The 14269-nt window shown below is 41.5% G+C and carries 10 protein-coding genes; 8 read left to right on the top strand and 2 right to left on the bottom strand.

Going from position 1 to position 14269, the window contains the following annotated elements; translation table 11 throughout:
* The 7 genes from rbbA (at position 1) to H3V01_RS04270 (ending at position 12285) form a co-directional block, all read left to right on the top strand.
* Entirely contained in the window at positions 1 to 2805 is a 2805-nt protein-coding gene (rbbA, locus tag H3V01_RS04300; protein ID WP_198186079.1) for a ribosome-associated ATPase/putative transporter RbbA, read from the top strand.
* A complete protein-coding gene (locus H3V01_RS04295) occupies positions 2806 to 3933 on the top strand; it encodes an ABC transporter permease (RefSeq protein ID WP_084565149.1) in 1128 nt (375 codons plus the stop codon). It begins immediately after the preceding gene.
* 31 nt (positions 3934 to 3964) lie between these two features.
* Positions 3965 to 5443 carry an efflux transporter outer membrane subunit gene (locus tag H3V01_RS04290; protein WP_198186078.1) on the top strand — a complete coding sequence of 493 codons (1479 nt, stop codon included), beginning with the start codon at positions 3965 to 3967 and terminating at the stop codon, positions 5441 to 5443.
* Between the two features lie 162 nt (positions 5444 to 5605).
* Positions 5606 to 7174 (top strand): patatin-like phospholipase family protein, encoded by a 1569-nt coding sequence (locus H3V01_RS04285; RefSeq protein ID WP_198186077.1) that lies wholly within the window; start codon positions 5606 to 5608, stop codon positions 7172 to 7174.
* Positions 7175 to 8051: 877 nt separating this feature from the next.
* Complete coding sequence (gene aspT / locus H3V01_RS04280) at positions 8052 to 9752, top strand: aspartate-alanine antiporter (protein ID WP_037476278.1); 1701 nt, start codon at positions 8052 to 8054, stop codon at positions 9750 to 9752.
* A gap of 30 nt (positions 9753 to 9782) precedes the next feature.
* Complete coding sequence (locus tag H3V01_RS04275) at positions 9783 to 11375, top strand: bifunctional aspartate transaminase/aspartate 4-decarboxylase (RefSeq protein ID WP_025330768.1); 1593 nt, start codon at positions 9783 to 9785, stop codon at positions 11373 to 11375.
* Between the two features lie 184 nt (positions 11376 to 11559).
* On the top strand, positions 11560 to 12285 hold the full coding sequence (locus tag H3V01_RS04270) for a glutamine amidotransferase-related protein (RefSeq protein WP_198186076.1): 726 nt from the start codon (positions 11560 to 11562) through the stop codon (positions 12283 to 12285).
* A gap of 19 nt (positions 12286 to 12304) precedes the next feature.
* On the opposite strand, the gene H3V01_RS04265 is transcribed toward H3V01_RS04270, so the two are convergent.
* A complete protein-coding gene (locus H3V01_RS04265) occupies positions 12305 to 12661 on the bottom strand; it encodes a YkvA family protein (RefSeq protein ID WP_198186075.1) in 357 nt (118 codons plus the stop codon).
* Between the two features lie 38 nt (positions 12662 to 12699).
* Positions 12700 to 13167 (bottom strand): SixA phosphatase family protein, encoded by a 468-nt coding sequence (locus H3V01_RS04260; RefSeq protein WP_084548413.1) that lies wholly within the window; start codon positions 13165 to 13167, stop codon positions 12700 to 12702.
* Positions 13168 to 13422: 255 nt separating this feature from the next.
* On the opposite strand from H3V01_RS04260, the gene ubiA reads away from it, so the two are divergent.
* Positions 13423 to 14253, top strand: a complete 831-nt coding sequence (gene ubiA / locus H3V01_RS04255) for a 4-hydroxybenzoate octaprenyltransferase (protein ID WP_198186434.1) — start codon at positions 13423 to 13425, stop codon at positions 14251 to 14253.
* The last annotated feature ends 16 nt before the right edge of the window (positions 14254 to 14269 follow it).

Raw genomic sequence — 14269 nt, 5'->3', positions numbered from 1 at the left:
ATGGATAGTACGGCCAGAGAGCAGGCTGTAACAGGAGAAGAATGGGCTGTAGATTTACGCCATGTTTTTCATCAGTACCGTCAGACGAAGGCATTGCAGGATGTATCATTGCAAATCCGGCGCTGTGCAACGGTGGGTCTGATTGGTCCGGACGGGGTAGGTAAGTCTACTTTGCTGTCTTTGATTGCCGGTGTAAAAATTATTCAGCAGGGCGAGATACTGGTATTTGGCGACAGTATGGCGGACAAGCATAGCCGGCAGTCGCTAAGCCATCGGATTGCGTTCATGCCGCAAGGGCTTGGTCAGAATCTTTATCCTACTTTGTCGGTTAATGAAAATGTTGATTTTCATGCTCGTTTATTCGGCTTACATGGACGTATGCGTCACGAACGTATTGCGCGTTTGTTGCAGGCGACAGGGTTATCACCTTTTGCTGACCGACCGGCAGGTAAGCTTTCCGGAGGCATGAAACAGAAATTAAGTTTATGCTGTGCGCTGGTGCACAATCCGGAATTACTGATTCTGGATGAACCAACTACCGGAGTGGATCCGTTATCCCGTCGGCAGTTCTGGCAGTTGATTGATGAATTGCGGGCAGAAAACCCGGATATGACGGTGATTGTAGCCACGGCATATTTTGATGAAGCGAAACGCTTTGAATATCTGCTGGCAATGGATAATGGTCATCTGATTGTCAATGCGCCCACTCAGCAGGTTTTGGATGATACCCATACGGATACGCTGGAACAGGCTTATGTCAAACTTTTACCTGAAAATAAGCAGAATAAATCAGGCAGTCTGCAACTAACGCCGTTTGTTCCTGATAAAGACTCTCCACCGGCGATTGAGGCAAAGGATTTAACCAAACGTTTTGGTGATTTTATTGCCGTTAATAATGTTAGTTTCAGGATTGAGCGGGGCGAGATTTTTGGTTTTCTTGGTTCGAATGGCTGTGGTAAATCAACAACCATGAAAATGCTGACGGGGCTGCTGGATGCCAGCTCCGGTTCTGCTGAGCTGTTAGGTCATACGGTTAATGCCAATGATATGACGACTCGGATGAAAATCGGTTATATGTCGCAGTCGTTTTCTTTATATGAAGAGTTAACGGTACGACAGAATCTGGTACTTTCAGCCCGATTATACCGTATGGATGCTGCCCAGATTGATTCTTCTGTTCAGCAGTCTTTACAGGAATTTGATCTGCTTGAATTTGCAGATATTCAGCCTAGTGAAATGCCGCTGGGTATCAGACAGCGTTTGCAGCTGGCAGCAGCCTGTCTGCATCATCCTCAGGTATTAATTCTGGATGAGCCTACATCCGGAGTTGATCCGGTAGCCAGAGATATGTTCTGGCATCATCTGCTAAATTTGTCGCGAAATCATCGCACTACTATTTTTGTCTCTACGCATTTCATGAATGAAGCGGAGCGCTGTGACCGGATATCATTCATGCATCAGGGGCGGGTTCTGGCTATCGGAACACCAGAAGAACTGTGTGAAAGTAAAGATACAGATGATCTTGAAACCGCATTTATTGATTATTTGCAGGAGGCTGTAGATAAAAATCAGCCTAAATCTCAGGTATCTGCTTCTGATACAAAAGAAACCCAAAACACCGCGCATGAAAGCGGATTTGGTCAATCTTCGGGTAAAACAACGGATGTTGATAGCCTGGCTTACTGGCTACAGACTATATGGACATTTGCTGTACGCGAAGGCAAGGAATTACTGCGGGATAAGATTCGTTTATTCTTTGCTCTGTTCGGACCGGTGGTGTTAATGATGATGGCTGCATGGTCAGTATCTTTTGATGTTGAGCATGTTAAATTTGCGGTAATAGATCGAGACCAGACGGTAGAAAGCCGCGCTTTGATTGAGCAATTTCAAGGTTCGCGTTATTTTACTTTCACTGGCAGTCTTCACAGTGCTGCTGAGATTGATAATACGCTTAAGGTTTCCAATGCCAGAATGGTGATTGATATCCCGCCGCATTTTGGTCGTGATCAGCTGCGTGGCAATAAGCCGGAAGTAGGCTTTTATGTTGATGGTACGATGCCGTTTATGGCAGAAAATATTAAAAGTTTTATTTTATCGACACTAAATAACTATACAGCGATGAAATGGACTGAAACAGGTTTGCCGATCTCTCTTAAGCCGGCTGCGCAGATCGCGCCGCGCTATGTTTATAATCAGGATTTTAAAAGTATTTTTGCAATTACCCCCGGTATGATTATGATGGCAATGATGCTGATACCGGTAATGATGACAGCTCTCGGGGTAGTCAGAGAACGGGAAATCGGTTCAATTACTAATTTGTATACTTCCCCCGCATCTGTTAGACAGTTTCTGATTGGTAAACAGCTTCCGTATGTTTTTGTTTCTTTTCTCAGCTATCTGATTCTCGTATGGCTGGCCGTAGTGGCATTGGGTGTGCCGGTGCGTGGCAGTTTTCTGGCGATGAGTCTGGGTGCGCTGGCATTGATATTTGCAGCGACAGCTTTCGGTTTATTGATTTCCAGCTTTGTAAAGTCGCAGGTGGCCGCCATATTCGGTTCGGCAATCTTATCATTAATTCCGGCGCTGAATTTTTCCGGTCTGCTGTATCCGCTGTCTACACTTAGCGGGATTAATTATTGGTTTGGCTGGAGCTTCCCGACTGCATGGTATCAGTTAATCAGTTTAGGCGGTTTTACTAAAGGCTTAGGCTTTCTGGACTTTATTAATTATTACTTGATATTAATGGTATTTTGTCTGGTATACGTTTTTCTGGCCGGCTGCTTACTGAAGAAGCAGGAGGTATAGATGCTGCAGTGGTTTAAAAATGTATGGGTGCTGAGTGTAAAGGAGCTGAAAAGCCTGCTGAGTGATGTGGTTTTAATTGCATTAATGGTAGTCGTGCTGTCTTTAGCCATTTACTCAGTTGCAACCAGTATTACTACCGAAGTGCGCCATGCTTCAGTTGCCATTATGGATGCTGATCACAGTGTTTTGTCTTACCAAATTCGTGATTCTTTGCTGGAACCTTATTTTAAACAGCCGGTAGAAGTAAAGCGTGAAGAAATTGATGCGGCTATGGATAAAGGTGATTATGTCTTTGTACTGGATATTCCGGCCAATTTTGAACGCGATGTGGTCGCAGGACGGTCTCCTACCATTCAGGTGCTGGCTGATGCAACGTCAGTAACTCAGGCTGGTATAGGTTTTAATTATTTAAGCCAGATTATTGATGCACAGACACGTTCTTTTTTACATCAGCACTCTGCAGTGAAGTTATCTCCGATTACGCCGGTGTTAAATATTCAGTTTAATCCTAATGGTGAATCCTCATGGTTTATCGCTACGATGAATGTAGTATCCAATCTGACTTTACTGGCGATTATTCTGGTCGGTGCCGCGGTAATCCGTGAGAAAGAGCACGGTACGATAGAACAGTTGCTGGTTATGCCGGTACGACCCAGTGAAATTGTGATGGCCAAGATTTTTGCTAATGGTGCGGTTATCTCAGTAGCTTCTCTGCTGTCTTTATGGCTGGTTATTCAGGGCTGGCTGCATATACCGATAAACGGCTCAATATTTTTATTTAGTATGGGCATGTTTATTTATTTGTTTTCTGTGGCGTCTCTGGGTATCTGGTTTGCAACGCTGGCTCCTACCATGCCGCAGTTTGGTTTGTTATGTTTGCCGATTTATGTGGTAATGCGTTTACTTTCGGGCTCTGAATCGCCATTGGAAAGTATGCCGGCAGTTTTTCAGTATATAACTTGGTTTTCACCGGAAACTCAATTTACTCAGTTTAGTCAGGATGTGCTCTTTCGGAATGCCGGTCTGGATATTGTCTGGCCGAAAATTTTGATGATGAGCATAATGGGTGTGTTGTTTCTGGCTCTGGCGCTATCGCGATTTCGTGGCATGCTGGCACAGCATTCTTGATGCTTACACCGGATTTTAGGGAAGTATGGTGATGAATAAAACATGGTTGTCTGTATTACTGGCTTTAGGATTGGTGGCAGGTTGCGGCAGAACTGATATTCAGGTGAAATCTACTGTCGGTATGCCACAGCAGTTTGATCAGAATGCGGCAGCACGCGGCTCAGCTGATATCAGCCGCTGGTGGCAAAGCTGGCCGGATCCGGTATTGAATGAGTTAATTGAAACCGGATTAAAAAATAACCGGAATCTGGCCAAAATGAAAGCAAATATGCTTGCAGCACGAGCCAGTGCTGCTATGGCTGAGTCTGATTTAGGACCGCAAGCAGGTGTGGAAAGTAGCGGAGGATTACATCGTTACAATGGTGATAATTCACTTAAAGATTTAAACTTACCGGCAATTGGTAATGCAAAGGATTACTTGCAGGCAACTGGTTCGCCGCTGGGTAATAATCGCCGGCATGTTCATGGTAATATGGTTCAGGCAGGTTTTACAGCCAGCTGGGAGCCGGATGTATTCGGACAAAAACGCAGTGATGCTGATGAAATGCATTATCTGAGCCTGAGCGAAACAGAACGCTGGCATGGTGCGCAGATGATGCTTGGCAGTGAAATTGCCGATAATTATCTGAAAATGCGTGCAATGCAGCAACGGGTAAAAGTAGGTGAGCACAGTGTTGCTACTCTTAAGCAATTGCAGCGATATACGGAAGGGCGTTTTCGTGCAGGTCAGGCATCGGCTTATGATGTCAGAGAAGTTGCGGCAAAACTTTCAGCTATGCAGGCAAAAATTGCTACTTATCAGGCACAGGCTGATGTTTATCAGCGCAATATAGCAGTATTGACTGGTCAGCCTTCGCAAGGATTTGTGGTTGCGCCTGCGTCTTTAGATATTTTTCAGCATTTACCTTCTGCTCCGGCGGGACAGCTTCCACTGGATCTCATTACCCGGAGACCGGATATCCGCACTCAGGAAAATCTGGTGAAAGCGATGAGTGCCGGTTTAGCCAGTGCTAAAGCTGACCGTCTGCCACGATTTTCGCTTAATTTTTTATGGCAGACCGGACAAATACATTTAGACAGCAGTACTTCATATTTAAAAAATACGGCCGGTTTGCTGAATGCAAGTATGACTATTCCTGTGTTTACTGCAGGCAGAATCAAACATAATATTGAGCGGGCTGATGCTCAGTTACAGGCAGCTATTGCCGGATATGACCAGATGATTTTACAGGCTCTGGCTGAAGTAGATAGTGCATATCAGATGCAGTTTAGTCTAAATAAACAAAACCGGTTAATGCATGAGGCTCAAATGCAGGCTGCCAGTCAGGCCGGTGCGGCTGAAAAACTGTTTCGCTATGGCGATATGACCCTGGACCGCAGTTTACGGGCACGCCTGAATGCCGAGGATCTGGATGATCAGCAAATTCAGGGCAAGCTGGAAGAGGCGCGTAATCTGGTTAATCTGTATAAGGCATTGGGTGGTGGCTGGCAGATTAATGATGAAAACTGATTTAAGATAATCAAGCTGAAAATTATGTTATCGTTTAATTTTCTGTTTCTATGTATGAATGAATGGCAGTAATGGTACATTGATAAATTACCTGATAAATAGCAATTATTAATTAATCAATTTATATCAGGTATCCTGATATTTTCTGCTCCGGGAGCTGTAATGCCGCTAAGTATTACGAGATATGTTAGATGGTACCTGCTGACACTGATTGCTGTATTGAGCCTGAATGCCTGTTCTACCTTGCAATATCAGCCTATAGACACAATTGATCATATTGATGAAAAGCAAGGTTATCGTTTACAACGTGCATTGTTAAACAATAATGCGAATAAAAGAGATGATGTAATCGGTATTGTGATGCTTTCCGGTGGCGGAACCCGTGCAGCTGCGTTTGGTTATGGGGTTTTGGAATCTCTGAAAAAGCAGCAAGTAAAAATAGACGGTAAACAGGTAAGTCTGCTTGATACGGTTGATGTGGTTTATGGTATATCTGGAGGCTCAGTTTTAGCTACTTATTTTGGATTACACGGAGCCGATACAATACCGAAATTTGAGCAAAATTTTCTCAATTTAAATTTGCAGAAAATGTTAGTTGGTCAGGTTTTTTCGATGGCTAACTGGTCGCGGCTGGCTTCACCTGAATTTGGGCGTGGTGATTTATTACAGGAACAGCTGGATTTACATTTATATCACGGTGCCACTTATGCAGATTTAAATAATAAACGTAAGGGGCCGTTTGTAGTAATTAGTGCTACAGATATGAGTTTAGGTAGCCGGCTGGATTTTACGCAGGAGTATTTTGATTTACTCTGCATTGATTTAACTAAATTACCCATTTCCCGTGCCGTAGCGGCATCTAGTGCTGTGCCACTGGTTTTTGCACCAGTAACTCTAAATAATAATGGCGGTAATTGCCATTATCGGTTACCGGATAATCTGGTTGATAGTAATAATGCTGATGCTACCGGCACGACAGCTTTCCGTGCTCAGACACGCTCAGCTTATCGCAATAACCTCAAGCAGTACCAGGATAGTCAGAAAAGACCTTATATTCATTTGCTGGATGGTGGATTAACGGACAATCTGGGATTACGCAGTTTACTGGATGCTACTGAGCTATATAGTAATAAAACTTTGTATGACCGGCTGGAATCAGCGAATATTCATAAAATTATTATTATTAATGTCAATGCTCAGACACAGCGCAAAAATGAAATTGACCGTAGCGCCAGTGTTCCCGGTACAACTGAAGTGGTGAGGGCATTAACCAGTATCCCGATTGAAAAATATTCAGAAGATACTCAGAATCAGTTTCAGAAATATGTAGACTGGTGGAATGAAAATCGCAGTGAGGGTACACCGCGTGTTTATTATGTAAGTGTGAATTTACTGGATTTACCTTCTTCCCCTTTAAGGGATAAAGTAATTCATATACCAACAACGTTTTATCTGGCACGCAGTGAAGTAAATAACCTGCGCAAAGCTGCAAAACAGTTGTTAGCTCAATCTGCAGAGTATCATCGGCTGATTAAGGATATCGGTGTATCTTCACCTGAAAGTGAAGTAAATACATTTTCTTTATATGATGATGAAACTGATGATGTTGATACAGACTCAACAGATCCTGCAGATTCTACTCAATATCCGGATGTTGAAGATAATCCACAAAATAATTTAAATAATGCAGTTAATTTTATCAATACCGAATCAATGCCTTTATTTCGCTGAATATTTTATAGCTGAGCCTCGACAGGTATATTTATCTGTATGTAAGTTTGAAAAAAAGCCTGAATAAATTTATTCAGGCTTTTTCTATAATTTTTTTTAAAGATAAGCTGTTTTAATAAATAAGCTTTTCTAATTGCTTTATATTTGATTTATAAATAGTTTTAAAAAATATTGATACAAATACAGCTTAAATAAAATTTTAATCTTTAAATGCAAACTGTTTGTATTCAGTTTTCAGGTATAAAAATATTTATGTAAATGTTGTGTAACAAAATGGATTAATTAGTCATTTTTTTGATTAGATATTTTAATTAGTAATTTATGTTAATTTCAATATCATTTTTATTTAAAAAAAAAGGGGAGTTTGTTGTGAAATGACTACAGAATTTTTAATAATCGGCTAAGTTGTTAAACAGGATTCTTATTATCATTTCAATATGTTAGAAATTATCACTTGCATTAAAAAAATATTTATTTAGCTTAATAATTAAATATTCAATATGAATAAATATATTCAGTTAAAAATAAATTACTTCAATGATGGTTTGAATAAGCTAATATCAGGATATATTTCAATATTTATTCATATTGAATTTTTTATTATTGTATTTGTTTATATATTAATAAAAAAATCTAAACATAATCTTAACTTTTCTCTTTTAAATCAGAGGAAAAATACCCTAAAAGCTGCTTATTACACTAGTGTGAAATTAATCTTACATAGTAATTAAACGTGGTTAATTTGATTAATTAAATGCCAATGTTGTTAACAAAATACCAAAATTATCATTAATTTTCGAACATATGAATATTTAGACAAAAATTAAAAGCGCATAAGCGCACACTAGCCTTCGTTCTTTCAGGAGAAGGTAGACATATGTTGAATTGGGTATTGACTAATATTAAGGAATCACCGGTTATTCTGATGTTTCTGTCGTTAAGTCTGGGATATTTGCTGGGCAATATACGCTTCGGTAAGTTCCAGCTTGGCGGGGTTGCCGGTTCCCTGCTGGTGGCAGTGGTCTTAAGCCTGCTCAATGTTCACATTGATTCTGGCCTTAAGGCATTGCTGTTTACTTTATTTATTTACGCTGTGGGTTATGAAAGTGGTCCTCAGTTTTTCCGTTCACTGGGTGTAAAAACTCTGCGTGAAATCTTTCTGGCATTGTTTATCGCCATTACCGGCTTTATTACGGTAATGATTATGGCACGCCTGTTCCATCTGGATAAAGGTCTGGCCGCTGGTCTGGCTGCCGGTGGTTTAACTCAGTCAGCAATTCTGGGTACGGCTGCTGATGCTCTGACACATATGGGTCTGCCTGCCGATCAGTTACAGCAGTTACAGGCTAATGTAGCTATTGGTTATGCGGTGACATATATCTTTGGTTCTCTGGGCGCAATCATAATTTGTATGAATGTGTTACCGAAAATTATGGGTCGGGATATTCGCGATGATGCGGTAGCTGCAGAAGCTGAACAACTGAAAGGTGCTATGGCACTGGAAGGTAATCAGGGGATGGCAATTACGCAGATGGTGGGACGTATCTATGTGGTTGAACATGATATTCAGAAATCTATTAAAGATATTGAATTAGAAAATCTGGGTATTACGATTGAACGCATTAAACGTCACGGTAATCTGATTGACTGCACTCCGTCTACGATTCTGAAACCGGAAGACATCATCCTGATTGTTGGTCGTCGTGAAGCTGTTACTTCTGTCAGCACTTTATTCGGCCGCGAACTAGATGCCGAGCCGGGTCTGGAAGTCATTGTTGATACTAAAAATGTGGTTTTCCGCAATCCTGAGTATGCGAATAAAACCATGGCTGAAATTCGTTCCAAAGTTCATATGAGCGATAAAGATTTTGAAATTCAGCATGGTATCTATCTGATTGAACTGCATCGCAATGGTGAAAAACTGGATCTGACACCTGATACAGAGTTCAAACTGGGCGATGTAATGACCATTTACGGTTCTACCAGTGATATTAACCGTGTCGTACACATCATCGGTGCACCTATTACGGTTAATAGTAAAACTGACTGGGCTTATCACGGTCTGGGCGTAGTACTTGGTCTGATTATCGGCTGGGTAGTAATTCGTATCGGCAATATTCCGATTACGCTTGGTGCCGGTGGTGGTGCATTGTTATCTGGTCTTTTCTTTGGCTGGCTGCGTGCCCGTAAACAGACATTCGGCAATATGCCTGCTGCGGCTTCTCAGTTTATGAAGGATTTCGGTCTGGCCGGCTTCGTATCTGTTGTGGGTCTGCAATCAGGTTTACAGGCAATTACCACTATTAAAGAACATGGTCTGACTCTGTTCCTGATCGGTGTGGTGGTTACTCTGGTTCCGATGATTCTGGCTATTTTCTTTGGTCGCTATGTGCTTCGTTATGACAATGCAGCTGTATTTGCAGGTGCCTTGGCTGGTTCACGCAGTGCCAATCCTGCATTTGGTGAAGTTCTGGATAAAGCAGGCAATGCAATTCCGACTACTCCATTTGCCGTTACATATGCATTAGCCAATGTGTTCCTGACATTGTTAGGTCCGTTGATTGTGGCTCTTGTTTGATATGTGCTTTAACTTCTTGAGGAAACTATTATGACTTCAAAACATGATTTTGAAAAATATGCTAATTTAAGCCCGTTTGAGTTGAAAAATCACTTGATTGATCTGGCACAGAGCCGCAACGATCGGATGATGCTGAATGCCGGCCGTGGTAACCCTAATTTTCTGGCTACTTTACCACGCAATGCCTTTTTTGAATTAGGTTTGTTTGCTGCGGAAGAGTCTGAAATTTCTTTCTCTTTCCTGGATCAGAATATCGGTGGTATGCCGTTTAAAGATGATCTGATGGCACGTTTTGATGATTTTATCCGTCGTAACCGTCACAAACCGGGTGTTGATTTTCTGAGCAAAGCCATGTCTTATGTACGTGACCAGCTTGGTTACAATCAGCATCAGTTCCTGCTGGAAATGACCGAAGGTATTCTGGGTTGCAATTATCCTGTACCTGACCGTATGCTGCGCTTGTCTGAAGAAATCGTTAAAACCTATATTTTGGAAGAAATGGGTGCTAAAACGATGTCTAATGATGATATCGATCTGTTTGCAACTGAAGGTGGTACTGCTGCTATGGCATACATTTTCAGTTCTCTGAAACAGAATGGTCTGATTCGTCATGGCGATAAAATTGCTCTGGGCGCACCAATTTTCACACCCTATCTGGAAATTCCTGAACTGAACGATTATGAACTGGAAGAAGTTCTAATCAATGCTGATCCGAAACTGGACTGGCAGTATCCTGAAAGCGAATTGCGCAAACTGGAAGATCCTTCAATCAAAGCATTCTATCTGGTTAACCCATCCAATCCGCCTTCAGTGAAAATGGACGACCGCAGTCTGCAGATTATTGCTGACATTGTGAAAAAACGTCCTGATCTGATTATTCTGACTGATGACGTATACGGTACATTTGCTGAGAACTTTGAATCTCTGTTTACTCTGTGCCCGTACAACACTATTTTAGTGTACTCTTTCTCTAAATACTTCGGTGCTACCGGTTGGCGCTTGGGTGTGATTGCCATGGCCAAAGAAAATGTACTGGACAAGAAAATTGCTGAGCTGCCTGAAGAAGAACGTCAGGTATTGCACAAACGTTATCTGTCTATTACTCCGGAACCGGAAAAACTGAAACTGATCGACCGTATGGTTGCTGACAGCCGTGCTGTTGCTCTGAACCACACAGCTGGTTTGTCTACACCACAACAGGTGCAGATGGTACTGTTCTCTCTGGCCGAAATGATGGATACCAAGAAACAGTATAAAGATGCTCTGATGGCTCTGATTCGCAACCGCAGTGCTGCCATGTACAAACAGCTGGGTATTAAACATGAGTTTAATGAAAACAGTGTGGATTACTACACTCTGGTTGATATGGAAGATACTGCACGTCAGCTGTATGGTGATGAGTTTGCTGAATGGGTTGTTAAAACCAAAAACCCGAATGAACTGCTGTTCAGAATTGCGGATGAATCCGGCGTAGTATTGTTACCGGGTAAAGGTTTTGCCGTACGTCACCCATCCGGTCGTGTTTCATTAGCCAATCTGAATGAATATCAGTACAAAGCTATTGGTGCATCTCTGCATAAACTGGCTTGTGAATATCATGAAGAATTTAAGGCCAGCAAGTAATTAATTTTACCCTAGCTTAAATCAGCGCCGCACTGTTTGTGCGGCGCTATTATATTTGCTTTGGCTATATCGTAAATCAAAAATCTGATAAATGGAGATCCTTTTATAATTGGATATCTACCGGAAAAAACCGTATAGTTTAACCAGTTTATTCTGATTTTATTGTATATGGAGGAGAATAAAATTGCGGGTACATTTTATTATTCATCAGGATTATGAAGAAGCTGCAGCTTGTGAAGAATGGGCAATCAGTAGAGATTATCAGATTTCGCATTCACGCGTTTATCTTGGCGACAAATTACCCGAATCTGCAGCTGGTTTCGATATGCTGATTATTATGGGGGGGGCGCAATCACCAGTTACGACAATTGAAGAATGCCCTTATTTTGATACTAATGCAGAGCAAAGTCTGATTCTCAGTGCCATTAATAATGGTAAGGCTGTGCTTGGTATTTGTTTAGGTGCCCAATTAATCGGGCAGGCTTTAAACGGAATGTATGAACACAGTCCTAATAAAGAAATTGGTTATTTTCCAATTTATCTAACTCATGCAGGTATGGCGGATGAACTTATCTCTCATTTTGATAAAGAAATGCTGGTGGCACATTGGCATGGTGATATGCCGGGTCTGACCGAACAGGCACAAGTGCTTGCCTATAGTAAAAGTTGTCCGCGTCAGATTATCCGTTATGCACCGTTGGTATACGGTTTTCAGTGTCATCTGGAGCTGAATGCAAAAGCTATTGATAAATTAATTGCAGCTTCTGCATCTGAATTAGAGAAAGCAGCTGATTATCCTTTTATTCAGTCAGCAGAGGAAATCAGATATTTTGATTATTCTGTTATGAACCAGCAGCTTTTTATTTTTATGGATAAACTGATGCGGCTATATCAAAATAATATTGAATAGCTTAGCAGGAAGGTATGATTTAACGGTGAAAGAATCGGGAAACAGCTGTTTCAGCCTGAGCTTTAAGTGCCGGTGTGATGGCTTTTTGCAGTTGTCTGCATACCATGGTAATAACCGCAATATCATCAGTAAATCCTATTGGTCCGAGTAAATCGGGAATCAGATCTATAGGACTGAGAAAATAGAGCAGGGCACCCAATATCAGCATTTTACTGCGTAGCGGTGTTTCTGCTGATTTAAAAAGCAGATATAAGGTGTATAGCTGCACAATTACGGGCTTACCCAGAATTAAGGCATTTTTCCTAAGCTTTGTGAAAAAGCTTTTTTCATTGAACTGATTATGTCCGATATTGACATTTTTATGTAACCAACTCATCGCTATATGCTTTCATTTGCAGATTATATCTGTATGGTTTATTTTAAAGCAGCGGGTGAAAGAACGACTTTTAGCCGTGCCTGATGGCGCTGTTGATAAAAACGGACATCAAACCACCAAAAAGCTGATTTTTTCACTGACCAGAATTGCTGCGGTAACCAGATGCCGTTGAGCAAATAAGCGCAGAACTGACCTATCCATGGTTGATGACCTACCCATATCTGTGTAGAAGAAGCAGCGTTCTGTTGTTGCAGAAAAGTAGCGAGATTAAGCGGATGGCTGTTAGGATTCAGTAATTTATTAATAGTCAAAGGCTGTTTAAGAAATTCTGCAGTTTGCTGTGCTCTTACTGCTTCTGAGCAGAAAACTTGAAAGTTATCCGGTAAATGCTGATGCAACCATTGAGCACTGGACTTTGCCTGTTGCTGCCCTTTAATTGTTAATCTTCGTGCCATATCATTGCGGCTGTCTTCAGCCTCGGCATGACGCCATAAAATTAAATCCATATCTTACTCCTTTGGATTATGGTTTCAGAGTGCAGTTAGCTGTTATGCTTATGCTACAATTATTTGGTTTGCCGACTTCTTTCTGATAGTAGTAGCATCAGTAGTGTTCTGGCAATGTGGCAGAGGCTATCTTTGTATTTTTTAATCATGCATTAACATTGAAAGACAGGTGTGAATCGATTTTTTGTAGAAAGGAAACTGCAAGATAAAAAAAACGGGCAGTTGGCTGAGCGCTTTCAAGTCTATACACAGTTAATGCGTATAGACCGGCCGATTGGTACGTTATTGCTGTTATGGCCAACCTGGTGGGCTTTATGGATTGCTGCAGACGGCTATCCGGACTGGTTAATCGTGCTGCTGTTTACAATCGGCACTTTTTTAATGCGCAGTGCCGGTTGCGTGATTAATGATTATGCAGACCGCGATTTTGACGGTGCTGTTGATCGTACCTGTCAGCGACCTTTTGCTTTAAAAAAGGTAAGTAAAAAAGAAGCGCTCATACTGACATTACTATTGTGTATTTTATCTGCATTCTGTTTGCTGCCTATGAATCGGCTTACCTGGCTGATGAGTATTCCCGCACTATTTCTAGCCATGACATATCCGTTTACTAAACGTTTTTTTCCATTACCGCAGTTATATCTTGGTCTGGCATTTTCGTTTGGGATACCTATGGCGTTTGCAGCGATAACTAATCATGTGCCGATGATTGCGTGGATTTTGCTGGCTGCCAATACATTGTGGACTTTAGCTTATGACACTATATATGCCATGGCAGACAAGGAAGATGATTTAAAAATCGGCATTCATACCTCAGCAATTACTTTTGGTAATCACGATATTACTGCTGTTATGTTGTGTCATGCAGGGTTTGATCTGCTTATGATTCTGGCTGGCTGGCAGATTCACGCCACTATCTGGTACTGGCTGGCACTGGTAATTGTATCTGTTTTGCAGTATTGTCAGTGGCTCAATATTCGTACGAGAGACCGCAAAATATGCTTTATCATGTTTGTTCGTAATAACCGGATTGGTCTTATCCTGTTTACCGGATTGCTTCTGCATTACTGGATAGGCAAATCATGAACAATGAAAGCATTAC

The organism is Snodgrassella sp. M0351, assembly GCF_016100575.1.
GTDB classification, from domain to species: domain Bacteria; phylum Pseudomonadota; class Gammaproteobacteria; order Burkholderiales; family Neisseriaceae; genus Snodgrassella; species Snodgrassella alvi.
Note: the sequence above shows the minus strand (reverse complement) of the source record. Positions and strands in the feature narration are given on the sequence as shown.

Excerpts from the sequence above, each read along its gene's own strand:
- rbbA (WP_198186079.1), top strand. The coding sequence starts at position 1 with ATGGATAGTACGGCCAGAGAGCAGGCTGTAACAGGAGAAGAATGGGCT.
- H3V01_RS04295 (WP_084565149.1), top strand. The coding sequence starts at position 2,806 with ATGCTGCAGTGGTTTAAAAATGTATGGGTGCTGAGTGTAAAGGAGCTG.
- H3V01_RS04290 (WP_198186078.1), top strand. The coding sequence starts at position 3,965 with ATGAATAAAACATGGTTGTCTGTATTACTGGCTTTAGGATTGGTGGCA.
- H3V01_RS04285 (WP_198186077.1), top strand. The coding sequence starts at position 5,606 with ATGCCGCTAAGTATTACGAGATATGTTAGATGGTACCTGCTGACACTG.
- aspT (WP_037476278.1), top strand. The coding sequence starts at position 8,052 with ATGTTGAATTGGGTATTGACTAATATTAAGGAATCACCGGTTATTCTG.
- H3V01_RS04275 (WP_025330768.1), top strand. The coding sequence starts at position 9,783 with ATGACTTCAAAACATGATTTTGAAAAATATGCTAATTTAAGCCCGTTT.
- H3V01_RS04265 (WP_198186075.1), bottom strand. The coding sequence starts at position 12,661 with ATGAGTTGGTTACATAAAAATGTCAATATCGGACATAATCAGTTCAAT.
- H3V01_RS04260 (WP_084548413.1), bottom strand. The coding sequence starts at position 13,167 with ATGGATTTAATTTTATGGCGTCATGCCGAGGCTGAAGACAGCCGCAAT.
- ubiA (WP_198186434.1), top strand. The coding sequence starts at position 13,423 with ATGCGTATAGACCGGCCGATTGGTACGTTATTGCTGTTATGGCCAACC.